Annotated in this window: 19 protein-coding genes and 1 tRNA gene; 7 read left to right on the forward strand and 13 right to left on the reverse strand. The window is 70.3% G+C overall.

Translation table 11 applies throughout. The features are described 5' to 3' along the window. Positions 1–58 precede the first annotated feature (58 nt). The 3 genes from VP06_RS10305 to VP06_RS10315 form a co-directional block, all read right to left on the reverse strand. A complete protein-coding gene (locus tag VP06_RS10305) occupies positions 59–883 on the reverse strand; it encodes a hypothetical protein (RefSeq protein WP_053081681.1) in 825 nt (274 codons plus the stop codon). A 129-nt stretch (positions 884–1,012) separates the two neighbouring features. Further along, positions 1,013–2,053, reverse strand: a complete 1,041-nt coding sequence (locus tag VP06_RS10310) for a hypothetical protein (RefSeq protein WP_048463725.1) — start codon at positions 2,051–2,053, stop codon at positions 1,013–1,015. After that, positions 2,050–3,300: an MBL fold metallo-hydrolase gene (locus VP06_RS10315; protein WP_048463682.1), complete on the reverse strand. Its 1,251-nt coding sequence runs from the start codon at positions 3,298–3,300 to the stop codon at positions 2,050–2,052. Before VP06_RS10315 ends, VP06_RS10310 begins: the two co-directional genes overlap by 4 nt. A 110-nt stretch (positions 3,301–3,410) precedes the next feature. Here VP06_RS10315 and VP06_RS10320 point away from each other — a divergent pair, with 110 nt between their 5' ends. Then, positions 3,411–3,668: a helix-turn-helix domain-containing protein gene (locus tag VP06_RS10320; protein WP_048463683.1), complete on the forward strand. Its 258-nt coding sequence runs from the start codon at positions 3,411–3,413 to the stop codon at positions 3,666–3,668. A 74-nt stretch (positions 3,669–3,742) separates the two neighbouring features. Here the strand turns inward: VP06_RS10320 and VP06_RS10325 are convergent, their stop codons facing one another. Further along, a complete protein-coding gene (locus VP06_RS10325) occupies positions 3,743–5,500 on the reverse strand; it encodes a site-specific integrase (RefSeq protein ID WP_048463684.1) in 1,758 nt (585 codons plus the stop codon). Positions 5,501–5,617: 117 nt separating this feature from the next. Then, a tRNA-Gln gene (locus VP06_RS10330) sits at positions 5,618–5,692 on the reverse strand. A gap of 184 nt (positions 5,693–5,876) precedes the next feature. Between VP06_RS10330 and VP06_RS10335 the strand changes: the two genes are divergently transcribed. Continuing rightward, positions 5,877–6,632, forward strand: a complete 756-nt coding sequence (locus tag VP06_RS10335) for an SDR family oxidoreductase (RefSeq protein WP_048463685.1) — start codon at positions 5,877–5,879, stop codon at positions 6,630–6,632. A 173-nt stretch (positions 6,633–6,805) separates the two neighbouring features. Then, positions 6,806–8,419: a peptide chain release factor 3 gene (locus tag VP06_RS10340; RefSeq protein WP_048463686.1), complete on the forward strand. Its 1,614-nt coding sequence runs from the start codon at positions 6,806–6,808 to the stop codon at positions 8,417–8,419. 126 nt (positions 8,420–8,545) lie between these two features. Here the strand turns inward: VP06_RS10340 and VP06_RS10345 are convergent, their stop codons facing one another. Next, positions 8,546–8,998, reverse strand: coding sequence for a response regulator (locus VP06_RS10345; RefSeq protein WP_048463687.1), 453 nt, complete (start codon positions 8,996–8,998; stop codon positions 8,546–8,548). A 58-nt stretch (positions 8,999–9,056) separates the two neighbouring features. Continuing rightward, positions 9,057–9,527, reverse strand: coding sequence for a BLUF domain-containing protein (locus VP06_RS10350; protein ID WP_048463688.1), 471 nt, complete (start codon positions 9,525–9,527; stop codon positions 9,057–9,059). 231 nt (positions 9,528–9,758) lie between these two features. On the opposite strand from VP06_RS10350, the gene VP06_RS10355 reads away from it, so the two are divergent. The 3 genes from VP06_RS10355 (at position 9,759) to VP06_RS10365 (ending at position 15,113) form a co-directional block, all read left to right on the forward strand. Next, positions 9,759–11,132, forward strand: a complete 1,374-nt coding sequence (locus tag VP06_RS10355; protein WP_048463689.1) for a flagellar hook protein FlgE — start codon at positions 9,759–9,761, stop codon at positions 11,130–11,132. A gap of 298 nt (positions 11,133–11,430) precedes the next feature. After that, the gene (gene flgK / locus VP06_RS10360) at positions 11,431–13,302 is read left to right on the forward strand and encodes a flagellar hook-associated protein FlgK (protein WP_048463690.1); all 1,872 of its coding nucleotides are present in this window, start codon (positions 11,431–11,433) and stop codon (positions 13,300–13,302) included. A gap of 14 nt (positions 13,303–13,316) precedes the next feature. Continuing rightward, entirely contained in the window at positions 13,317–15,113 is a 1,797-nt protein-coding gene (locus tag VP06_RS10365; protein ID WP_048463691.1) for a flagellin, read from the forward strand. Positions 15,114–15,363: 250 nt separating this feature from the next. On the opposite strand, the gene VP06_RS38590 is transcribed toward VP06_RS10365, so the two are convergent. The 4 genes from VP06_RS38590 to purD form a co-directional block, all read right to left on the reverse strand. Then, on the reverse strand, positions 15,364–15,486 hold the full coding sequence (locus tag VP06_RS38590; RefSeq protein ID WP_280950199.1) for a hypothetical protein: 123 nt from the start codon (positions 15,484–15,486) through the stop codon (positions 15,364–15,366). An 85-nt stretch (positions 15,487–15,571) separates the two neighbouring features. Continuing rightward, the gene (gene rarD, locus VP06_RS10370) at positions 15,572–16,447 is read right to left on the reverse strand and encodes an EamA family transporter RarD (protein WP_048463692.1); all 876 of its coding nucleotides are present in this window, start codon (positions 16,445–16,447) and stop codon (positions 15,572–15,574) included. 125 nt (positions 16,448–16,572) lie between these two features. After that, on the reverse strand, positions 16,573–17,481 hold the full coding sequence (locus VP06_RS10375; protein WP_048463693.1) for an alpha/beta fold hydrolase: 909 nt from the start codon (positions 17,479–17,481) through the stop codon (positions 16,573–16,575). A 69-nt stretch (positions 17,482–17,550) separates the two neighbouring features. After that, positions 17,551–18,840 (reverse strand): phosphoribosylamine--glycine ligase, encoded by a 1,290-nt coding sequence (gene purD, locus VP06_RS10380; protein WP_048463694.1) that lies wholly within the window; start codon positions 18,838–18,840, stop codon positions 17,551–17,553. A 154-nt stretch (positions 18,841–18,994) separates the two neighbouring features. Here purD and xseA point away from each other — a divergent pair, with 154 nt between their 5' ends. Further along, entirely contained in the window at positions 18,995–20,557 is a 1,563-nt protein-coding gene (gene xseA / locus VP06_RS10385; RefSeq protein WP_048463695.1) for an exodeoxyribonuclease VII large subunit, read from the forward strand. 243 nt (positions 20,558–20,800) lie between these two features. Here the strand turns inward: xseA and VP06_RS10390 are convergent, their stop codons facing one another. Both VP06_RS10390 and VP06_RS10395 read right to left on the reverse strand, forming a co-directional pair. After that, on the reverse strand, positions 20,801–21,520 hold the full coding sequence (locus VP06_RS10390) for a DUF1013 domain-containing protein (protein WP_048463696.1): 720 nt from the start codon (positions 21,518–21,520) through the stop codon (positions 20,801–20,803). A 305-nt stretch (positions 21,521–21,825) separates the two neighbouring features. Continuing rightward, the gene (locus VP06_RS10395; RefSeq protein WP_048463697.1) at positions 21,826–22,770 is read right to left on the reverse strand and encodes a ribose-phosphate pyrophosphokinase; all 945 of its coding nucleotides are present in this window, start codon (positions 22,768–22,770) and stop codon (positions 21,826–21,828) included. Between the last annotated feature and the right edge of the window lie 157 nt (positions 22,771–22,927).

The raw sequence follows: 22,927 nt of genomic DNA on the forward strand, positions 1-22,927 counted from the left end.
ACCTGCTAGTTGCATGGCTTAGCTTCTCCAGCTGCCGGGTCGTTGGCGCGCGGGCATTTTACCGGACGTGCGGGCGAATCTCGTCCGCGCTGCAGGTGTCGCGGCAGACGATCTTTAGGACCTCGAGCGTCTCCGGCTTGACGACGTAGTCCAGCGTCGCGCCGTCCGCGCGCTCCCAGCGGCCGACGCAGTAATCGGCGTAGCAGGCGCGGATCTCGGGGTACTTCTTGCAGAAAGGCTGCGTGCAGACTTCGTGCGTGCGGCGTGCGAGCGGCTTCGCCTTCGCACCCAACAACTCCGCGCGGCGCTCCTCGTAGTCCGCCGGGTAGGCGTGCCCCTCGTAGAACTCGCCGCCGGCCAACGGGGGCAACACGTACTGGCTCGTCGTCGCGGCCGCGCGCTGCACTTGCGCGCTCGGGTCCGGCAGGTCCGCCTTTACGCAGCGGACGTACTCGACCACCTCGGGCTTGCGGTCGACGAAGCTGTTCGTCACCATCAGCGTGCGGGTCGGCGTCAGGCGGAAGGAGTAGTCCGTGCGGAAGTTGTACGGCGGCTCTTGGCCGCGGCCGCAGACCGTGTCGAGGTTGACGCCGTCGGGGTAGTGCCGCTGTTTTTCGATGCGGCAGGAGATGTCGCCAGCGCGATCGTCGTAGAGGTAGAAGCCGTCGTCCTCGGCTGTGAGCGTCAGGCGCTCGCTCGCCCCTTTGTCTAGCACGCCGCAGGCTTGCTTGGTCGGCGCCCAGGAGCCGAGGTAGCGGGTCAGCGCACTGCGGCCGGGCGCGGGCTCGCGGGCGCAGGCGGCGTGGGCGCCGAGGCAGAGGCCGGTGAGAATACCGGCCCGGAGGGCGGTGCGCAGGGCGGATGACGGGAATGGACTGGACATGACGAAGTGGTCTCGCGGAGGCTCCGGCAGAGCCGAGGATATGTATTCCCGTTGACCCCCCTCGGAATTTACCGCCGGACGCAGATTCCTGCCGCGGCCGGCGGTCGCACTCTATCTGGGCGGGTGCCGTCAGACCGCGTCGGTGGGGCGGAAGGCAGCCGTCGTGCGCCCGCTGGGCCGGCCGACCGCATAGACCTGTAGCCTGTGCTGGCCGCGCAGTTCGTCGATCACCGCCTTCAGTGCGCCGTCACGCTGGTCGGCATCGAAGCCGAACACCACGAGACGCGGCTCGGTGTCGACCCGGAGCAGGCGCGCGCCGCGGGCGACCTCGTCCACGAGTGGATCGAGGGTCGGCACGGCGGCGAGGCCGCGGGCGGCACGCACCGCCCGGCGCAGGGCATCGAGGCGGACGAGGTCGCGGCACAGGGTTGGGCAGCTCTCTGCGAGCCGTTCCGCCTGCTCAGTCAGCGTCGCGCGGTAGCGCGCGAGCTGCGTGACGATCGCCGGGATAGTCGTCGAACGAAGGCTAGGGTTCGCAGCGAGCTTGGCCTCGTGGAACACCAGCCACGCCTCGTTGGCCGCGCCCCGCTCCTCCAGGCTCGCGGCGTCGAGCCGATCCTGGCGGGTCTGAGCCGGAGTTGGAGTTGCCGAGGCTTCAGTGTCCGGCGCCAGGAGCATGGCGTCTGCTTCCGCGTCCTCCCGTTCGGTGGGCGCAGCCTCCATCGGTGCGCCGGTCAGCGCGATCTCGACATCGACGACGTTCGGGCTGGCCTTCACCAGCGCGTGCACGCCCGCCTTCTCCAGGCCGGAGAGTGCGGCAGCGGCCCGCTTCATCTCGGCCAGCGTGCCGGGCCCCTCGTAGCGCGTCCACACCGCCGTGCCTGGGTCGAGCGCGAAGCCCCCGTCCTGGCCGAGCCGGGTCAGCGCTTGACGCTGGCGCACGAGGTACTTCACGTGCGTCTCAGCCGAGACGCCCGCGCCCGCCGGGGTGATGCGGAACAGCGACGCGCCGCGATAGTAGACGTTGAGCGAGCGGTCGCGCACTGCCAGCAGCAGGTCCGAGTCGGCGAGGGCGTCCGCCCACCAGCCGCCATGCGGCGCGGTCGCGAGGGCTTCGAGCGCCGCGAGGAAGGGCTCGCCCAGGACCCGATAGGGTGTTGTCTCGCTCATGCCGTCGTGTCCCACCACTGTCCGTCCTCCTTGATGTCAACGCTGGCGCCGAACAGCGCTGGGAAGCCCTGCGGCTCAAAGGTGTGAATCGGCACGAGCCGCCGGGGCGCGATCGCCGCCGCCAGACGCTTGAGGTCCGGGATGCTGGCATGGCCCGAGGTGTGGGCGTGGGTCAGCGGGATTTCGCGGGCAGCGAGGTCGGCGGCGAGCGCCTGTCCGCGGGGCTGTCGGAGGTAGCCGTCCCACTGTGACCAGATCGCCTCGGCGCCCGCGAGGCAGACGGCCCGGTCGAGGTCTGGCAGCAGGGAGTGCCGGAACAGCAGGGCCGCCTGGGGCGCGAGCGCCGCGAGGTGCTCCGCGTAGATGCGCTGGTGGCCGTGCCGCGTGAGCAGATCGAAGCGGCCGGTGCGCTTGATGCGCACGCGCTGGTGGTGCGGGACGAAGACCGCCACGCCCGGCCAGCCGGATTGCGGGATGCTGGGGTGGCCGGTCGCGGCCAGGATCTCGGCGGCGTAGAGGTCGAGGATCAACGTACGGTCGGTGCGCTTGCAGGCACGGTAGAGCGAGACGACGCGGTCGATGTTCTGGGCGGAGGCCGCCACGAGAGCCAGGCCCGTCATCTCGCGGAACCGCGCAGCGAAGCGGTCCTCGATCTCATCCTCGGTAGGGAAAAGCCGCTCGGCGTCGAGGCGGCCGAGGCTGGATCCTTCCATGAGGAGGGCGTCGATGGCGCGCGGTGGGCTGCGGACCAGACGCTCGAAGAGGGCGCCCTTGCGTCCGTGCGCGCGCAGGTCGCCAGAATAGAGCAGCCGCTGCCCGCCGGCTTCGACGAGGAGTGCGTAGGCATCGAAGGCGGAGTGGTCGACGAGAATCGGCGTGACGGTGAAGGGGCCGAAGGTGAGGGACTGGCCGTGGCCGAAGGTCACCGTGTTGGGCGGTACCCAGGTATCGGGCACGAAGGTGGCGGCTGCCTGGAGGATGCGGAGGGTCGCCGCGCCGAGCGCTACTGGCAGCTCAGGTCCGGCGAGGTAGCTCAGCCCGACATGGTCGCGGTGGCCGTGGCTGAGGATGAGCGCGAGGAGATCGCCGCTGCCGTCGAGTCCTTCGACCGGTGGGTGACAGGTCGCGTCGTTTGCCGTGGCGTCGAGTGGCAGGCCGAGGTCGAGCAGGAGCCGGGCGCCATCGTGGGCGAGTTCGACGCAGGTGCCGCCGATCTCGCGCGTGCCGCGGTGAATGCGCACCCGCATCGTGACCCTGCCTGCCCCGCGCGGTCTTCCTCGCCGCGAGACAACCGTAGCCGTTCCCTGTGGCTATAGCCAGTGGTTTGATAGCCCTCGCTGGCCGCTGGTCCTCGTTTATGAAGGGACGAGCTTTGGTCGCGTGGAACCTGCGCCGCGTACGCGTGGCACAAGGGCTTAGCCAGGAGCGACTGGCTGCCGATGCGGGCGTGGACCGCGCGTATCTTGGCGGCTTGGAGCGGCAGGTCGAGAACCCGACGGTCGACCTGCTCGACAAGATTGCCGAGGCGCTCTCTGTACCCTTGAGCGAGTTGTTCGTCACCCCTGCTGATGATGAGGCGCCGCCTAAACCACTGCGGGGCGGGCGCAGAGGCTAACGTAGAGCGAGGAGATTTCTTTGCGCAGACAGGGGGCTTGAAGGTGTTGCTGCGCTGGGACGTCAGGATGCTCGTTACGCAGACTTTGTTGTGTGGAGCTGCGTAAGATCGACCCCGATGGCGATCGACTCTATTGCCGCTTGAAGCTGGGATAACGACGAACGCTTGGTGTACCGGGCCGTCTCACCCGGCGTGACGTGCCCGGTCACGTGGTCGATGACGGCGGTTGCGGTGCCCGCTTGGTGCATCAGCGTCGTCGCCGTGTGCCGGAACGAGTGGAAGTCGAGACCCTGCCGGTAGAGCTTCACGTCGCGTCGATAGCGGGTGAACCACTTGGTGAAGGCGTGGCCCAGTCGACCATCGGCCCCTCCGGGTTCCAGGGTGGGAAAGATGCGGTCTTGCCGGCGGCGGCGCTGCGCTTCGACATGCGCGAGGAAGCCCAGACGGATCAGCTGCGAGTGGATCGGTACGCGCCGGACCGCCGTCGCGTTCTTGAGTTTTCGTGGGGGCCGGTCGTTGATGTCGATGAACCAGATGCCCTCGTCCTGCCGGATGTCCTCGGCATGCAGCTGGCAGATTTCTTCCTGGCGCATGCCAGTGAACACGGCGATCAGGGGCAGCCAGAATTTCTCGTCGCGTAGGATGAGTGTGCCCGGTGTGGTTCGCCGGCCGGGGGAGGCGCAGCCTGTCCAGATTGGCGTTGCGAAGAGGCGGGCGAGCTCGTCCCGCTCCCACATGGCGCGTTGCTCGCTCGCCTTGCGGGTATTGCTGAAGCGGAAGCCCAGGAAAATGTTCGCTGCCGCCTCGTCTCTCGCGACCGCGGCCGTCCAGAGCGCCGACAGGGCCGAGAAGTGCCGCTTCACGGTCCGCTGGGTGATCGGCTGTGTGTGCTGTTTGTCGGGCAGTGCCTCGTGTGCCGCCAGGATCTCGTCCACCGTGAGGTGTCGGTAGCGGGGGTGTTTGCCGTAGTCGTTCGGCAGCCGCTCGACGAGGCTGCGGAAGTGGCCGGCGTCCTTGCGGGTGTAGGCGGCGAGGGGGCGGTCTCCACAGATGTCGACGAACAGACGGAAGGTTGCCCCCGCTTGGGACGCGGTCTGGTTGTCCCAGGTATTGGTGGCGGCTTGTGTGTTTCGGAATACGGCGGCGACTGCGGAAAAAAGCTCGGGGGCGTGCGGCGGCACCGCCTCCTTGTCGGCTGGGCGGGGTGCCGCAGTGCTCTCCGTGGGCGGGGCCTTCGGAGCCTCGTCGAGTGCCGCCAGCTGCGTCTTGAGAAGGCGGTCGCGGGGCTCGAAGTTGAAGTCGCCCTCGTAACGGGCCTTGAGCGCTTCCGCGACGTCGATGCCCGCCCGCAGCATCGCCTGCCGTGCCTGCGCGACTGCACGCGGTTCGAGGTCGGTCGCCGCGATGCCCTGCTTGCGGAGCATGGCGACCGTGACGAAGCCCGCCTCCTCCAGCCGGTTGCACGCGAGAGCGTCGCGTGCCTGCGCCGCCATCGACTCGTACTGGGCGACGCGCCGCTCCCGCATGTCGGCGGTGATCGCTGCGTGCGTCAGTCGTCCGTGTCCGTCCCCGTCGAGGATCGTTCCATAGAAGTCCTGCACGAGGCGGGCGAGTTGGTCGTCGGTCAGCATCGGTGTCGCGCACAGAGCCGTGAATAAGGTCTCTGAGGCGAGGTATATCCGACAGGCTCTCGCCTTGGCAGCACGAAGGTCGGTGGTCGCGAGGCTGCGCACCAGTTCCTTCAGGCGGAGCCTGGGTCTGAGCGTGTCCGGCACGCGGCGTCGAAAGTGGAAGATTCGTCCCCGGAGGACGACGTTGGCGATGGACCCCACTCCGCTCCCTCGCCGCCCGGGCGGGCGGCCTGTGTAGCAGCGGAATGTAGCAACCGGCTCACTCCGCAGGGCGCCTGCGCGAGAACGTGAGCGATCTGAATGGGTTAGGTGAAAAGGTGGCTGGGGCGCCAGGATTCGAACCTGGGAATGGCGGTACCAAAAACCGCTGCCTTACCGCTTGGCGACGCCCCAATCCGCGGCTGGCGCTTCCATAGCCGGGTGGGGCGGTGCTGGCAACCGGGGCGATGCGGTTCCGTGCGCAGGCGGCGGTTGGAGGGGCCATCGGGCTCGTGTATGCCGGACGTCGCGACCGGCTCCCACAGACGCAATCGTCAACGAGCCGCCGCCAGCAAACGACAGGGGGAGGAGAGGCGAGATGAGCATGCAGAAGGTCGCGCTGGTGACCGGGGCCGGCTCGGGCGTCGGGCGTGCGGTGGCGCTCGCGCTCGCGGAGGCCGGCTACGACGTGGTGCTGTCGGGGCGCCGTCCCGAGCCGCTCCAGGCGGTCGCTCGTGAGATCGAGGCCAAGGGTCGGCGCGCGCTTGCCCAGCCGACCGATATCGGCGACGAGGCGTCGGTGGCCGCGCTGTTCGCCCGCCTCGAGGAGACCTTCGGCCGTCTCGACGTGCTGTTCAACAATGCCGGCATCGGCGCACCGCCGGTGGAACTCGACGAATTGCCCGTCGCGACCTGGAAGGCGGTGGTCGACACCAACCTCACCGGCGCCTTCCTGTGCACCCAGGGCGCGTTCCGGCTGATGAAGAAGCAGCAGCCGCGCGGCGGCCGCATCATCAACAACGGCTCGATCTCGGCCCATGTGCCGCGGCCGTTCTCGGCGCCCTATACCGCCACCAAGCACGCCATCACGGGCCTCACCCGCTCGACCTCCCTCGACGGGCGCGCCCACGACATCGCCTGCGGCCAGGTCGATATCGGCAATGCGGCCACCGACATGACCGCGCGCATGCAAGCCGGCGTGCCGCAGCCCGACGGCTCGCTGAGACCCGAGCCGACCATGGATGCCAAGCACGTCGCCGACGCGGTGGTCTACATGGCGAGCCTGCCGCTCGATGCCAACGTGCAGTTCATGACCGTCATGGCGACCAAGATGCCGTTCATCGGCCGCGGTTGAGACAGGCAAGGGGGCTCTGGCCCTCCGCCGCCGGGTTGGGGTAGAGAGAGGCACAGCGGTCGTCTGCCGGCGCCCGCTGTGCCGTCCCTGTTTCAGGGATCGCTCACTCCCACCGACGGCCGGGCCCCTGTGGGACCCGCGACAGATCCCCGGGTCCGGGCTAGACACATCCCATGTTGATGCAGACAGACGCCCCGCGCGCCCCCGCCGATCCCGTCGCCCGGCGCCGCACCTTCGCGATCATCTCGCACCCGGATGCCGGCAAGACCACGCTGACCGAGAAGCTCCTCCTGTTCGGCGGCGCGATCCAGCTCGCCGGCGAGGTCAAGGCCAAGCGCAACCGCGTCTCGACCCGCTCGGACTGGATGGGCATCGAGAAGGAGCGCGGCATCTCGGTCGTCACCTCGGTGATGACGTTCGAGTATGGCGACTGCGTCTTCAACCTGCTCGACACGCCGGGCCACGAGGACTTCTCGGAGGACACCTACCGGACGCTGACGGCGGTCGATTCCGCCGTGATGGTGATCGACGCCGCGAAGGGCATCGAGGCGCGCACCCGCAAGCTGTTCGAAGTCTGCCGCCTGCGCGACATCCCGATCGTCACCTTCGTCAACAAGCTCGACCGCGAATCCCGCGACCCCTTCGATCTCCTCGACGAGATCGAGAAGACCCTCGCCCTCGATGTCGCGCCGGTGACCTGGCCGATCGGGCGCGGCCGGAGCTTCGCCGGCACCTACGATCTCCTGCGCCGCCGGGTGCGCCGCCTCGACGCGGCGGACGATGCCGGCACGGTGCCGGTCTCAGGGACCGACGATCCGCTCTTCGACACCCTGCTGCCGGAGGCCGGGGACGCCGCGACCTGGCGCGAGGAGGCGGAGCTGGCGGAGGGCGGCTGCAAGCCGTTCGATCTCGCGGCGTTCCGCGAGGGCCACCTGACCCCGGTCTTCTTCGGCTCTGCGCTCCGCAATTTCGGCGTGCGCGATCTGATCGACGGGCTTGCCGAGGTGGCGCCGCCGCCCCGCGGCCAGGATGCCGATACCCGCGCGGTCTCCCCGACCGAGCCGAAGATGACCGGCTTCGTGTTCAAGATCCAGGCGAACATGGACCCGAACCACCGGGACCGCATCGCCTTCATGCGGGTCTGCTCGGGCAAGCTCAGCCGCGGGATGAAGGCGAGGCTCGTTCGCACCGGCAAGCCGATCTCGCTCTCGGCACCGCAATTCTTCTTCGCCCAGGACCGGGCCATCGCCGACGAAGCCTATGCGGGCGACGTCGTCGGCATCCCCAACCACGGGACCCTGCGCATCGGCGACACCCTGACCGAGGGCGAGGAACTGGTCTTCCGCGGCGTGCCGAGCTTCGCCCCCGAGATCCTGCGCCGGATCAAGCTCACCGACGCCATGAAGGCCAAGAAGCTGCGCGAGGCGCTCCAGCAGATGGCCGAGGAGGGCGTCGTGCAGCTCTTCCTGCCGCAGGACGGCTCGGGCGCCATCGTGGGCGTCGTCGGCGCGCTCCAGCTCGACGTGCTCAAGGAGCGGCTCCAGGCCGAGTACGGCCTGCCGATCGACTACGAGCCGACGCGCTTCACCATCTGCCGCTGGATCGAGGCGGAGGACCAGGTCGAACTCGACAAGTTCATCGGCTCGCACGGCTCGTCGATGGCGAGCGACCTCGATGGGGCCCCGGTCTACATGGCGACCACAAGCTTCTCGCTCCGCTACGAGGAGGAGAGGGCGCCTGCGATCCGCTTCACCGACGTGAAGGATTACCAGAAGCGGCGGGCGTGACGGCCCGGCAGGCTTCGCCACGGCGGCGGGGGTCGCGATCGGGCCACGGCGAGAGGACCGGGCGCTGAGAGGACGACTCTCGTGTATCAGCCGGCGCCCGCCCCGTGCGGGGGCGGCGCCGGGTTCTCAGAGCTTGCCGAGCAGCGGGAAGTCGACGTTGAGGCTCGAGATCGGGCCCACCGGCGTCTCGCGCTTGCGCGGCCGGCCGTTCAGCACCTGCTTCAGCTTCGTCTTCAGGAGCGACAGGTCGAACGGCTTGAGGATGAACGCATCGGCCCCGGCGAGGTGCGCCACGTTGATGTCCTCGAAGCTGAACGAGGTCTCGGTGAGGATGAACGGCATGTTCATCAGCACGTCGTCGGCCCGGATCTCGCGCAGGAGCTGGATCCCGTCCATCGGCTCCATGTCGAGGTCGGAGATCACCAGGCCGTAGCGCTTGTTGCGCAGCTGCTCGAGGGCCTGCGGCCCGTCGGTCACGCCCTCGACCTCCGGGAAGCCGAGGCGGTTCATCAACTCGGTCACCAGGCGGACGAGTTTGGCCTGGTCGTCGACGATCAGGATCGGGGGTGCTTCGCTCATTGGAACCAGCCAGCAGGGTTAGATTTCATGACGGACCACCGGGGGCTCCCGGCGGCTCCTAGACGAACAGATGATCGATGCCCTGCTTGGCCATGGTATCGGCCTGGAGGGCCTGTGCGAGGGAGTGGATCGTGCTCGCCTTCGGGGTTCCGCGCTGGAGCATCGGCGCCAGGTTGGCCTTCTGGAACAGGATGTCGTTGGTCTGCGTCCGCAGGACATACGCGAACGACGTCACGAACTCGCGCTTGGCGATCTCGCGCCATTCGACGATGTGCACGTCGCGGTGGCGGATATCGCCGCTGATCCGCTGGAACGTCTCCTGTACCGACATCCGCTCCCCTTCGAGGATCTGGATGAAGTAGCCCTGATCGACGATCAGGAGGCTGGTGATGACGGAGAACTCATTCTTCTTCTGCGCGTGACGGGCAATGTCGTTGACCTGGCGCGCGCGTTCCTGCGGCTCGGCGGAGAGCTGAGCGCGCGAGAAGTAGATCAGGTGAATGAGGCTGCTTCGCTTGCTCGGGCGCATATCCCTGGTTCCACCGCGGTCCAGGAGTTCAGCTAAGGCCAAGAGGTTCAACACGGCGTAAACATGGCGCGCCGATCCGACGGCAGTTTTTGCCGCAAGGTCCCGGTCGGACCCGGCGGGTTTTGCCGCTCGCCGGTTCGGTGCCCCTGAAAAATCAATGACTTGGGTCCTGGCACACGGCTTGCGGATCATCCCCCGAGTGATCCTGACGGGATTGGAGCTCTGGGGAAGATGGACGTTTTCAGCGCGTTGCAGACCTCGGTCTCGGGCCTTCAGGCCCAGGCCTTCAGCCTTGGGAACATTTCTGGCAACATCGCGAACTCGCAGACCGTCGGCTACAAGCGGATCGACACCGACTTCGTCGACATGCTCACCGAGCAGCCGGCCAAGCAGCAGAGCGCCGGCGGGGTCGCCGCCTTCTCGCAACTGACCAACAGCCTTCAGGGCGGCGTGGCGGCGACCGGCGTCCCGACCAACATGGCGCTCAGCGGCGACGGCTTCTTCACCGTTCAGACCGCGGGCGGAACCCCGGGCGGAACGCCGGTCTTCTCGGGCACCACCCTCTATACCCGCCGCGGCGACTTCTCGGTCGACCGCAACGGCTATCTCGTCAACGGCGCCGGCGCCTATCTCACCGGGCAGAGCCTCGACCCGGCGAACGGCGCCTCGACCGGCACCGGGCCGATCAAGATCTCCGACGCGGCCCTGCCGGCCAAGCCGACGACGAGCATCGCGTATGCGGCGAATCTGCCGAGCAACCCGACCACCACGTCGGGCACTGCGCTGCTCGGCACGCTGCCGGGCGGCGATCCCCGGGTGCTGTCGGGCAGTGCCGCGACGGCTCCGACCGTGGCCGCCTCCGACTCGGCGGCCTTCGTCGGGTCCAGCATCGCGGGCGGCGAACTGACGGCCTATTCGGGCACCGGCACCCCGGTGAGCGTGCAGGTGCGCTGGGCCAAGGTCGCCAATGCCGACGCGACGGCGGGCTCCGGCGACACCTGGAACCTGTTCTACGCCAACCAGACCGCCACCGGCACCACGCCGAGCACCTGGCAGAATGTCGGCACCGCCTTCACCTTCAACGGCAGCGGCCAGCTCACCGCCCCCACCGGCACCAGCCTGAGCATTCCCAACCTGACGGTGAACGGCACCAATCTCGGCGCCGTGGCGCTGAACTTCGGCAGCGGCGGCCTGACCCAGTACGGATCGGCCGGCGGCCAGGTCACCACCACCACGCTCCAGCAGAACGGCTATGCCGCCGGCACCCTCAATTCGCTCGCGGTGACGAGCGACGGCAAGCTCACCGGCACCTATTCCAACGGCAACACCGTGGGCCTGGCCCAGATCGGCGTGGCGCGGTTCAACGCGCCCAACGCCCTCAAGGCGGTCTCGGGCGGCAATTACGCCCAGACGGCGGATTCCGGCGAGCCTTTGGCCGGACTCTCCGGCACCACCATCGTCGGCGGTAATGTCGAGCAATCGAACACCGACACCGCCGGCGAGTTCTCGAAGCTCATCGTCACTCAGCAAGCCTATTCGGCCAACACACGGGTGATGTCGACGGCCCAGCAGATGATGTCCGATCTGATCAATGTGATCCGATAGATCTGAAAGGGACTGTTATCCATTTTTCCGGATACTGCAAAAGGCAGATTTCGGAAGACGTAATCGCCGGTTTCGCGGCAAAAGGCTGCGACACAGCGACGAGACAGGCGGATCGCGTGTCGGCGTGCCGATGCGGGTCCGCATCGCGGCGAACCCTCTCGTTCCGTCGCCCCGGATCCGGTCGGCTGCAAAAGGCGGCCCGCTCGCATCCGGCCCATCCGCGAGACGTCGGCACGTGCCGCGCGCCCCAAAAGGGGAGCGGCGCGGCCCGGCTCTCACCCCAACCCGGATCCGACCGATGTCCCTCAACGCCCTCAACACCTCGACCGCCGGCCTCCAGGTGACGCAGGCGGCGATCGGCCTCGTGTCGCAGAACGTCGCCAATGCGGGCACCGCCGGCTACGTCAAGCGAACCCTCACCTCCGTCTCGACCCTCGGCAATTCCGGCGTCGCGACGGGCACGATCAGCCGGACCCTCGACGCGGTCTCGCTGAAGCAGTTGCGCCTCGAGAGTGCGGGGGCGGCCTATACCGGGCTCTCCGCCAAGGTCCAGGGCCAGCTCGACGCCCTCTATGGCAGTCCGGGCAGCGGCAGCGCCCTCGACGGGGTGATGAACGCCTTCACCCAGTCGCTCCAGGCGCTGACGAGCGACCCGACCTCCGCCGCCTCGCGGGCGACCGCCGTCAGTGCCGCTCGGACCGTCGCCACCACGATCTCGGGCATCGCGCGCGGGGTGCAGGACCTGCGCAGCGGCCTCGAATCCCAGCTCGGCGGCGACGTCGCCTCGGCGAGCACGCTGCTGTCGCAGATCGCGGACCTGAACGGCAGGATCGCCGGGACGCCGAAGAGCGATGCCAGCACCGCCGATCTCCTCGACCGGCGCGACCAGGCGATCAACACCCTGTCGCAGTATCTCGACGTGCAGGTGAGCGACCAGCCCGACGGCTCGGTCACCCTGCTCACCGCCTCCGGGGCGACCCTGGTCGACCACGGGGCCGCGGCGAGCCTCGCCTTCGACGGCCGTGGCGCCCTGAGCGCCCAGGCGCAGTATTCGGCCGATCCGGCCACCCGCGGCGTCGGCACCGTGACGGCGACGACGCCGGCCGGCGCGACGATCGACCTCGTCGCCACCGGGGCGATCCGCTCCGGGTCGATCGCCGCCGCGGTGAGCTTGCGCGACGAGACCCTGGTCCAGGCGCAGCGCCAGCTCGACGACCTCGCCTCCGGCCTGTCGCGCGCCTTGAGCGACCGCCCGGCGACCGGGACGGCCGCCACCGCGAACGGGCTCACCGGCTTCGACATCGACCTCACCGGTCTCCAGGCCGGCAACGCCGTGACGCTCGGCGTGCGCAACGCCGCCGGGATGGGCCGCAACCTGATCCTGATGCCGACGAACGGCGCGGCCGCCAACCCGATCGATCCCGCGCTCACCGACGACCCGACCGCCCTGGTGGTGCCGGTCGACATCTCGGGCGGGCCCGCGACCTTCGCCCCGCAGATCGGCGCCGTGCTCGGCACTGGCTTCACCGTGTCGGCGACGCCCGGCGGCGCCGCGGGTTCGGTGCGGATCCTGTCGGATCCCGCCGGTCTCGCGCTGACGAGCGCCAGCGCCTCCGTCACCGTGCCGACGAGCGCGTCCGACACCAAGACCGGCAGCGGCCCGCTCGCGCTGTTCGTCGATGCCGGGACCGGCAACGGCGTCTTCACCGGCTCGTTCGAGGGCGGCTCGCACCTGACGGGCTTTGCCCAGCGCCTCGGCGTCAACCCGGCGGTGACCGCCGACTCGTCCACCCTGGTGGATTATGCCGACACCACCGCCTCGGGCGACACGGCGCGGCCGCAATACCTCACCGCCGCCCTGACCAGCCGCACCCTGACCTTCTCGGCGGCGAGCGGCATCGGCGGGGTCAGTGCCCCGCGCGCCGCCACCGTGACCGGCTTCACCCAGTCGGTGGTCGATGCCCGGGGCGCGGCCAGCGCCGAGGCGCAGCAGCTCGACGAGGGGCAGCAGATCGCCCTGGCCTCGGCCCAGAGCCGCTTCGGCAAGGAATCCGGCGTCAGCGTCGACGAGGAGATGTCCCGGCTGATCCAGCTCCAGACCGCCTACAGCGCCAATGCCCGGGTGCTGACGGCCGCCCGCGACATGCTCGACACCCTGCTCCGCATCTGAGAGGACCGACCGCGATGACCATCGCTCCCTTCGCGGCCGGCACCGCCGCCGCCGACCTCAACACCCAGCGCCTCGTCGCCATGAAGGCGTCGCTCGGGACGCTCTCGGCCCAGATCGGCAGCGGCCGGACCGCCGATACCTATGGCGGCCTCGGCGGCGGGCGCACCCAGAGCCTCGCGGCCCACGCGCAGATCAGCGCCCTCGACAGCTACATCGCGGCGGCCGGCACCGGGTCGACCCGGGTGGCCCTGGCCTCGGCGAGCGTGCAGCAGATCGCGACCCTGGGCTCCTCGACCTGGGACAGCCTCGTCAGCGCCCGGACCGGCACCGGCACCGCCGCCCGCTCGACCCTGCAACAGAACGCGGCGGGCCAGCTCGGCGGCGCCCTCGACGCCCTCAACCAGAGCACCGGCGGCCAGTACATCATGGGCGGCCGGGTCACCGACCGGGCGCCGGTGGAGAGCGCCGCCCGGATCCTCGACGGCGACCCCGCTGCCGGCCTGGACGGCGTGCGGACCGTGATCGCCGAGCGCCAGTCCGCCGATCTCGGCATCGGCACGCCGAAGACCGGCCGGCTCGACCTCTCGGGCACGGGCGCGAGCGTGAGCCTGTCGGAGAGCCCGTCATCCGACGTGCGGACGCAATTCGGCTTCACCATCGCCAACGCCGTCAGCGCGAACCCGGCCGGCCTCTCGGTCGCGCTCCAGCCCGGATCGCCGTCGACCGCCACCCTGTCCTTCGCCAGCCAGCCGAAGGACGGCGACATCGTCCGGGTGAGCGTCCGCAACCCGGATGGCAGCCAGGATGTCGTCGACCTCACCGCCCGCGCGCCGGGGCGCGGCGGGGACGGCACCTTCACGATCGGGGCCGATCCGGTGGCGAGCGCGCAGAGCCTCACCGCGGCGCTGGCGGGCAGGACCGTCACCGGCGTGCAGAGCGCGAGCCCGCCCGGGGCGACGGCGACGCTGTCGGGCGGCAGCCCGGCCTCCGCCACCCTGACGGTGGGGGCGGGGCTTAAGGCCGGCGACAGCGTGCAGGTCACGGTAGGCCTGCGCGACGGCACCAGCAAGACCCTGACCCTGAAGGCCGCCGCGGACACCAAGAATGCCGGCACCTTCGCGATCGGCGCGAGCCCGGCCGACACCGCCGCCAACCTCCGGACGGCGCTGGCGACGGCGCTCGATGCGACGGCCCGAACCGACCTCGCGGCGAGTTCCGCGACGCGGGCGGCGAGCGACTTCTTCGCCGGCTCGTCCTCGCCGGGCCTGAGCCCGCGCCGGGTCGCGACAGACGCGGCCGGCAACGCCACCGGCTACCTCGCCGACCCGAGCGGCCGGACCCTGATCTGGTACAAGGGCGACGACACCTCCGCCGATCCGCGCCAGACCGCGACCGTGCCGGTCTCCCGCGACCAGTCGGTGGCGATCGGCGTCCAGGCCAACGAGGAGCCGCTCCGCGCGACCTTGAGCGGCCTCGCCGTCCTCGCCACCACGCCGTTCGACGACACCGACACCGACGGCAGCCGCTTCGACGCCTATTCGGGCCGGCTGCAAAGCCTCTTCAAGCCCGGCGACGGCCAGCCCTCGGTGCAGGGCATCGCCTCGGAGCTGAGCCTCGCCTCGGCCCAGATCGACACCCAGAAGAGCCAGAACACCGCCACCAAGGCAGTGCTCCAGACGACCGTGGACGGCGTCGAATCGGTCACGACCGAGGAGGCGGCGGCCAAGCTCATGACCCTGCAAACGCAGTTGCAGGCAAGCTACCAGGCCACCTCGATGCTCTCGAAGCTGTCGCTGACGAGCTACCTGTAATATCAACGGTCGTAGACAACGACCTTTGGTTTCGTTCTCGACCCGTCGCCAAGCCTACGGTCCTGGACATCTGGGCTTGGCATCGAAAATTCGCGATGGGTCAACGGCCTCGTCGATCTCGGGCAAGCCCGAGATCGACTCGATGCGTCAGGATCTTAGGCCGTCGGTGCAAGAGACAGCGTGTTCGCGCTGTGAAACCCCGAACGGCGCGGTGACGCATCCGGGTCGGTTCGCGGCGGACACACTCCGCTCAGGGCAGCCACCGCGCCAGGAATCCTCCCACCGCCACGGCGAACACCGCCCAGGGGCCGACCACCAGCCAGATCGGGTGCGGCCCGTCCTCGTCCCTCGTCTTCACCTGGTTCAGGATCATCGTGGCCCCCGCCGATTCGTCGCGTGAGGCGAGAAAGCCCGGCGATTATGGTTGGACGGGGGAAGCTTGACCAATGGGGCTTGCGTCAGGCTGGCCTGTCCTCGGGGGCCCGCGCCGCCACGCTGCGTGGACGCGCGGCGTCGAGGGCGTAGAGCGCCAGTCCGGCCCAGATCAGCCCGAAGACCAGCGCCCGGGAGGGCGGCAGCTTTTCGCCGTAGACCAGCACGCTGAGCAGCAGCAGGCAGGACGGCGAGAGGTATTGCATCAGCCCGAGGGTCGAGAGCTTGAGCCGGGCGGCGGCCGCCGCGAACCACATCAGCGGCACCGCGGTGGTGACGCCGGTGAGCACCAGAAGCAGCCAGTCGATGCCTCCGAGCCCGGGCGGCGTCGGCGCGACGGCGAGATAGGCCAGGGCGATCGGCAGGAGCGCGACGGTCTCGGCGCCGAGGCCGAGAATCGGATCGATCGGCACCAGCTTGCGGATCAGGCCGTAGATCGCGAAGCTGACGGCGAGCGTCAGGGCGATCCAGGGCAGGGAGCCGGCCGCCACCACCGCCGCGACGACCCCGAGGGCGGCGAGCGCCACCGCGGCGAGCTGGAGCGGGCGCAACCTCTCGCGCAGGACCAGGGCGCCGAGTGCGACGTTGACGAGCGGGTTGACGAAGTAGCCGAGGCTCGCCTCCAGCATCCGCCCGTTCTGCACCGCCCACAGGTAAAGCGACCAATTGCCCGCGATGATGAGGGCGGAGAGCAGCAGGAAGAGGTGGCGGCGCTCGAACGAGACGATCGGCCCGCGGCGCAGCAGCCGCAGGGCGACGAGCAGCAGCGCGATGAACAGGGCCGACCAGACGATGCGGTGGGCGAGGATGCCCCAGGCCGGCACCCCGTCGAGCAGGCGGAAATGCACCGGGACGACGAGGCCCCAGCTCAGGAAGGCGCCGAGCGCGTAGATCAGACCCACGGATGTTTCCCCCGGGCGACGTGCACCCACCCGGGTTGTGCCGCAGGGGCCATTGTCCGGCTACGGTCCCGGGCGGGGAGCGGCCTCCCGCCCCGCGCGGGTCTGCCGCGCGGGCAGGACCCCGGTCAGGCGGCCAGGAAGCGCTCCAGCGCGGCGAGCGTCGCCTGTGGATTTTCCTCGGCCACGAAGTGCCCCGACGCGACGATCTCGAAGGTGGTGTCCTGTGGCGCGAAGGTGCCGGTCCAGGCCCGGCGCACCGGATCGAGCCCGTCGCGGCCGACGAAGCGGTCGGCGACCAGCACCAGGAGCGGGCCGGCGAGGCGGCGCCCTTCGGCGATGTCGGCCTCGTCGGCAGCCCGGTCAGGCCCGGCCCCGGCGCGGTAATCCTCGCAACTCGCGTGGATGCGCTCGGGCACGTTCCAGCTCTGGCGGTAGAGATCGAGGGCGCCGGGCGAGAAGGCGTCGAGGGTGCCGTTGCCGGTCCAGAGCCGCAGCAGGTCCTCGTAATAGGGGATCGGTGCCTTGCCGATCTCCTGCTCGGGGATTGGCGCGGGTTGCGCCAGGAAGCGCCAATGCGGGTAGGCGCCGGGCTCCCGGTCCATTTTCTGCCACTGGGAGAGCGTCGGCACGATGTCGAGGAGGGCGAGGCGATCGATCCGGCCCGGCTCGTCGAGGGCGAGGCGATAGCCGACCCGGGCGCCGCGGTCGTGGCCGACGAGGCCGAAACGGACATGGCCCATCCGCTCCATCACGGCGACCACCTCCCGGCCCATCTGCCGCTTGGAATAGGCGTCATGCGCCGGATCGCCCTTTGGCGCCGCCGACCAGCCGTAGCCCTTGAGGTCGAGGCAGATCACCCGATGGGTGCGGGCAAGCGCCGGGGCGATCCGGTGCCAGCAGGCATGGGTCTGGGGAAAGCCGTGCAGCAGCACCAGGGGCGGCGCCTCCTCCGGCCCGCCGGCCCGGGCGAAGAAGCGCCCATCGGGCAGGTCGATCCAGTGCGACGTGAAGCCGGGAAACAGGTCGGCGGGCATCGAGGCTCCCCACGGGTTTCGGCCCGCGCCACCGCGCGGACCTGAGCCAGGGTAACGCGGGAGCCCGGCTCAGGTCTCGCGGGCCACGGCGCGCCAGCCGATGTCGCGGCGGCAGAAGCCCTCCGGCCAGTCGATCCGGTCGAGGGCGGCATAGGCTTTGGCTTGCGCCTCCCGCACGGTGCGCCCGAGCGCCGTCACGGCCAGCACCCGGCCGCCCTCGGCCACCAGCCGCTCGCCGTCGCGCCGGGTGCTGGCCTGGAACACCAGGGCACCGGCGGCTTCCGCCTCCGACAGCCCGCGAATCTCCGAGCCCCTGGCGACGGGGCCGGGATAGCCGGGCGCCGCCATGATGACGGTCAGCGCCACCTCGTCGCGCCATTCCGGCGTCACGCCCGACAGGTCGCCCTCGGCGGCGGCGAGCAGCAGCGGCACCAGGTCCGAGGCGAGGCGCGGCATCAGCACCTCGCATTCGGGGTCGCCGAAGCGGGTGTTGTACTCGATCAGCATCGGGCCGTCCGCGGTCAGCATCAGCCCGGCATAGAGGATGCCGGAGAACGGCGTGCCGCGGGCCCGCATCCCGTCGAGGGTCGGGCGGATGATCCGCTCCATCACCTCGGCTTCGAGGTCCGGCGTGAGCACCGGGGCGGGGGAATAGGCACCCATGCCGCCGGTATTCGGGCCCTTGTCGCCGTCATGGACGCGCTTGTGGTCCTGGGCGGTGCCCAGCAGCACGGCGCGGGTGCCGTCGCAGAGGGCGAACAGGCTCGCCTCCTCGCCGACCATGCAGTCCTCGATCACCACCTCGGCCCCGGCGGCGCCCATCCCGCCGCCGAGCATGGTTTCGACGGCGGCCTCCGCCTGGCCCAAGGTCTCGGCCACCACCACGCCCTTGCCGGCGGCGAGGCCATCGGCCTTGACGACGACCGGAATGCGGCCGGCGCGGAGATGGGCCAGGGCCGGCTCGACCGCGCGGAAGCGCGCGAAACCGGCGGTCGGGATCGCGAATTCCCGGCACAATTCCTTGGTGAAGGCTTTCGAGCCTTCGAGCTGCGCTGCCGCGGCGTTCGGCCCGAAGGCCCGGATGCCGGCCTCGGAGAGCGCATCGACGAGGCCGGCCACCAGCGGCGCCTCGGGGCCGACCACCACGACATCGACGCCCTCCTGCCGGCAGGCGGCGACGATGGCCGCGTGGTCGGTGACGTCGAGGGCGAGGTTGGTGCCGTGGGCCGCGGTGCCCGGATTGCCGGGGGCGATCAGCAGGCGCCGGCAGAGCGGGCTCTGGGCGAGCTTCCAGGCCAGGGCATGCTCGCGCCCGCCGGCGCCGATCAGCAGGAGGGTGAGGGGGTGCTGGTCGCGCATCGCCGGTCCCGGAACGGAAGGTCAGTCCTGCGCCAGACGTTTAGGGGCGCGGGCGCGGCGCGGCAACCGGCACTGATGCGCCTGGGACACGGGCCTTCCGCAAGCGGCGGAGCGGCCTTCCGCGGCCCGGCCCGAGCCGCTAGCCTCGCGGGCGATGTCCGCTTCCGCCGTCTCCGCCCCGATCGCCAACGTGCCCGAATGGTCGGTCACCGAACTGGCGACCGCCCTCAAGCGCACCCTGGAGGATGCGTTCGGCCATGTGCGCTTGAAGGGCGAGATCTCGGGCTATCGGGGCCCGCACGGCTCCGGCCACGCCTATTTCAGCCTCAAGGACGGCGGCGCCAAGATCGACGCCGTGATCTGGAAGGGCACGATGCTGCGGCTGCGCCACAAGCCCAAGGAGGGGCTGGAGGTCGTGGTCACCGGCCGGATCACGACCTATCCGGGCAAGTCCGCCTACCAGATCGTGGTTGATTCGCTGGAGCCCGCCGGGGCCGGCGCCTGGATGGCGCTGCTGGAGGAGCGCCGCCGCCTGCTCGCCGCGGAAGGGCTGTTCGATGCCGCCCGCAAGCGGCCGGTGCCGTACCTGCCCATGGTCGTCGGCGTCGTCACCTCGCCGACCGGGGCGGTGATCCGCGACATCCTGCATCGCCTCGCCGACCGCTTCCCGCGCCCCGTTCTGGTCTGGCCGGTGCGGGTGCAGGGGGAGGGCGCGGCCGAGGAGATCGCGGCGGCGATCCACGGCTTCAACGCGCTGGAGCCCGGCGGCGCGATCCCGCGGCCGGACGTGCTGATCGTCGCCCGCGGCGGCGGCTCGATCGAGGACCTGTGGTGCTTCAACGAGGAGATCGTGGTCCGCGCCGCCGCCGCGAGCACGATCCCGCTGATCGCCGCCGTTGGGCACGAGACCGACGTCACGCTGATCGACCACGCCGCCGACCGGCGCGCCCCGACCCCGACCGGCGCCGCCGAGATGGCGGTGCCGGTGCTGCACGAGTTGCTGGCCGACCTCGAGTCGCTGGGCCGCCGCCATGCCGGCGCGCTCTCGCGCCTCGTCGACCAGCGCCGGGGCGAGTTGCGCGGCCTGACCCGGGCGCTGCCGGGTCCGGAGGCCCTGCTCGCCCAGAAACGCCAGCGCCTCGACCTCGCGGAAGCCCGCCTCGCCCCGGCGCTGGCCGCCAATGCCCGGGACGCGCAAGGCCGCCTCAACCGAGCGCTCCAGGGGCTTGCCCGCAACCCGCCCTCCTTGCGCCTCGCCCGGGCCCGCGAGCGCCTGGCGGCGATCGACCATCGCCCGCGCCACGCTCTGGAACGGGTGCTGGCGGTGCAGGGCGAGCGGCTGAACGGCGTGTCGCGCCGGCTGCATCGGGCGCCGGGCCACGGGCTCGAACGCCTGGCGGGCCGCCTGTCGCGGGCGACCGCCCTGTTCTCCAGCCTCAACTATCGGGCGGTGCTGGCCCGCGGCTATGCGCTGGTGCTCGATGCATCCGGAACGCCGGTCGGCACGGCGGAGGCGGCGCGGGCGGCAGGCCGCCTGACGGTCGAGTTTGCCGACGGGCGGGTGGCGGCGACCGTCGAGGGCGCCGCGACACCCGAAACCCCGCCGGCGCCGGCGCGGCCGGCCCCGCGCCGGGCCGCCCGGCGCAAGGAGCCCGCCGCTGACACGAAAAAGGCGCCCGTGGAGGGCGCCGTGCAGGGGTCGCTGTTCGAGACGTGACATCCGTGCCCCAAACCCTCCCGCTTCCGCGGGGGAGGGTGGACCCTGCGTGAGCAGAAGCCGCGAGAGGGGCAGCGCGACGCTGATTGACGCGGGCGCCCTTCAGATCGGTCGCGACCTCTCCGGAAGCGGCGTCCCCTCTCGGCGGGACCGCGTCCCGCGGCGTTCGCCACCCTCCCCGCGGAGGGGGGAGGGTTCAGGCGGGGCACGGCCATTGCCGTGGGAACAGCCGTCCGGCAGCCGTCAATACTCGTCGTCGTCGTCCTGTTCGCCCTTCCGCAGCGGCTTGAGACGGGCGAAGACCGAATTGGCGTCGAGGCGCTCGTCGCCGCGGCCGGGGCGGTGGCCCGCGTCGCGCTCCTCTTCGGCCTCGGGCAGGACCGAGAGTTCGGGCGGCATCAGGGTGGCGCCGCCCTCGGCGGAGTCCACCAGCGGCCGGTCCTTGGCGGAGCGCTGGACCTCGAAGTCGAGATCGATCTGCGAGCACAGGCCGAGGGTCACCGGGTCCATCGGCTGCAACGAGCCGGAATTCCAGTGGGTGCGCTCGCGGATCTGCTGGATCGTCGACTTGGTGGTGCCGACGAGGCGCATCACCTGCGCGTCCTTCAGCTCGGGGTGGTTGCGCAGCAGCCACAGGATGGCGTTGGGCCGGTCCTGGCGGCGGGACAGAGGCGTATAGCGCGGACCCTTGGCGCGCTTCACCTCGGGCAGCTTCACCTTGGACACCGCCACCTTCATGCGGTGGTTCGGGTTTGCTTGCGCCCGCTCGATCTCCTCGCGGGTGAGCTGGCCGGTCGAGACCGGGTCGAGGCCCTTGATGCCGGCCGCCACCTCGCCGTCGGCGATGCCCTTCACCTCGAGGGGGTGGAGCTTGCAGAAATCGGCGATCTGATCGAAGGACAGCGACGTGTTCTCGACGAGCCAGACGGCCGTCGCCTTCGGCATCAACGGTCCCTGGGACATACCACACCTCCTCGGGGCGCTCCTGGAGCGGGAGCGCGACGGCCGCCCGTCCGGGAAGCGGCACTGTACAAACACGGGTCCCTCGCCGGCGACAGGGCGCCCGGGGCGGAGCCGGGAGGCCCCGCCAGCGTCCCGGGATATCAGGACGGCCTGTCTCACATTGTGAGGGAATCGCCCGATATATAGGCGCGTCTCAGGCCAGGCGCAAACCGCTTTCGTGGGCGAAGCGGTTGCGCGGAGGTGAGGTGCCAGCCCCGGCAAGCATCCCGCGCCGGTCGGGCGTCGGGCGACGGGCCGGACGAGGCTCAGACGAACAGGCTCGACACGCTCGATTCGTCGGCGGTGCGCCCGATCGCCTCGCCGAGCAGCGGCGCGATGGTGACGACCCGGATGTTGCGAGCGAGCTTGACCGCGGCGGTCGGCTGGATCGAGTCGGTGATCACCAATTCCTTGAGCTTCGAGGAGGCGATGCGTGACACCGCGCCGCCCGAGAGCACGCCATGGGTGATGTAGGCCGAGACGTCCTTGGCGCCCTTGGCGAGCAGGGCCTCGGCGGCGTTGACGAGCGTGCCGCCGGAATCGACGATGTCGTCGACGAGGATGCAGGACCGGCCCTCGACCTCGCCGATGATGTTCATCACTTCCGATTCGCCGGGCCGCTCGCGGCGCTTGTCGACGATGGCGAGCGGCGCGTCGATGCGCTTGGCGAGCGCCCGCGCCCGCACCACGCCGCCGACATCGGGCGACACCACCATCATGTCGGCCGGGTCGAGCCGCTCCTTGATGTCGCGCACCATCACCGGGGCGGCGAACAGGTTGTCGGTCGGGATGTCGAAGAAGCCCTGGATCTGGCCGGCATGCAGGTCGAGGGTCATGACCCGGTCGGCCCCGGCCTCGGTGATGAGGTTGGCCACCAGCTTGGCCGAGATCGGGGTGCGGCCGGAGGTGCGCCGGTCCTGGCGGGCATAGCCGAAATAGGGCAGCACCGCGGTGATCCGCCGCGCCGAGGAGCGCCGCGCGGCGTCGATCATGATGAGCAGTTCCATCAGGTGATCGTTGGCCGGGAACGACGTCGACTGGACGATGAACACGTCCTCGCCGCGCACGTTCTCCTGGAGCTCGACGAAGATCTCCATGTCGGCGAAGCGACGGACCGAGCAGACCGCCAGCGGCTGCTCGAGATAGGCCGCGATCGCCTCGGCCAGCGGGCGGCTCGCATTGCCGGCGACGATCTTGATCGAGGATTTCATCGTGCTTCCATCGTGCCCGCGCGAAGATCCCGGCGCTGCCGCGCGGTGCTCGCCGTGAGACCGCGCGCGCCGGGGGAGGGAGGAATCGCATCGAGGTCGCGCGAATGCGGGCCCCTCGCGCGGCGATGCTCTCATGTGTGACGGGCGACGCTCTTAC

This window comes from Methylobacterium aquaticum (assembly GCF_001043915.1).
In the GTDB taxonomy this organism is placed as follows: Bacteria; Pseudomonadota; Alphaproteobacteria; order Rhizobiales; family Beijerinckiaceae; genus Methylobacterium; species Methylobacterium aquaticum.

Coding starts and splice junctions, on each gene's coding strand:
- VP06_RS10345 (WP_048463687.1), bottom strand. CDS start 8,998: ATGAGCGAAGCACCCCCGATCCTGATCGTCGACGACCAGGCCAAACTC.
- VP06_RS10365 (WP_048463691.1), top strand. CDS start 13,317: ATGACCATCGCTCCCTTCGCGGCCGGCACCGCCGCCGCCGACCTCAAC.
- VP06_RS10320 (WP_048463683.1), top strand. CDS start 3,411: ATGAAGGGACGAGCTTTGGTCGCGTGGAACCTGCGCCGCGTACGCGTG.
- xseA (WP_048463695.1), top strand. CDS start 18,995: ATGTCCGCTTCCGCCGTCTCCGCCCCGATCGCCAACGTGCCCGAATGG.
- VP06_RS10390 (WP_048463696.1), bottom strand. CDS start 21,520: ATGTCCCAGGGACCGTTGATGCCGAAGGCGACGGCCGTCTGGCTCGTC.
- VP06_RS10340 (WP_048463686.1), top strand. CDS start 6,806: ATGTTGATGCAGACAGACGCCCCGCGCGCCCCCGCCGATCCCGTCGCC.
- VP06_RS10315 (WP_048463682.1), bottom strand. CDS start 3,300: ATGCGGGTGCGCATTCACCGCGGCACGCGCGAGATCGGCGGCACCTGC.
- VP06_RS10395 (WP_048463697.1), bottom strand. CDS start 22,770: ATGAAATCCTCGATCAAGATCGTCGCCGGCAATGCGAGCCGCCCGCTG.
- VP06_RS10375 (WP_048463693.1), bottom strand. CDS start 17,481: ATGCCCGCCGACCTGTTTCCCGGCTTCACGTCGCACTGGATCGACCTG.
- VP06_RS10350 (WP_048463688.1), bottom strand. CDS start 9,527: ATGCGCCCGAGCAAGCGAAGCAGCCTCATTCACCTGATCTACTTCTCG.
- VP06_RS38590 (WP_280950199.1), bottom strand. CDS start 15,486: ATGATCCTGAACCAGGTGAAGACGAGGGACGAGGACGGGCCGCACCCG.
- purD (WP_048463694.1), bottom strand. CDS start 18,840: ATGCGCGACCAGCACCCCCTCACCCTCCTGCTGATCGGCGCCGGCGGG.
- VP06_RS10305 (WP_053081681.1), bottom strand. CDS start 883: ATGTCCAGTCCATTCCCGTCATCCGCCCTGCGCACCGCCCTCCGGGCC.
- VP06_RS10310 (WP_048463725.1), bottom strand. CDS start 2,053: ATGAGCGAGACAACACCCTATCGGGTCCTGGGCGAGCCCTTCCTCGCG.
- flgK (WP_048463690.1), top strand. CDS start 11,431: ATGTCCCTCAACGCCCTCAACACCTCGACCGCCGGCCTCCAGGTGACG.
- VP06_RS10335 (WP_048463685.1), top strand. CDS start 5,877: ATGAGCATGCAGAAGGTCGCGCTGGTGACCGGGGCCGGCTCGGGCGTC.
- VP06_RS10355 (WP_048463689.1), top strand. CDS start 9,759: ATGGACGTTTTCAGCGCGTTGCAGACCTCGGTCTCGGGCCTTCAGGCC.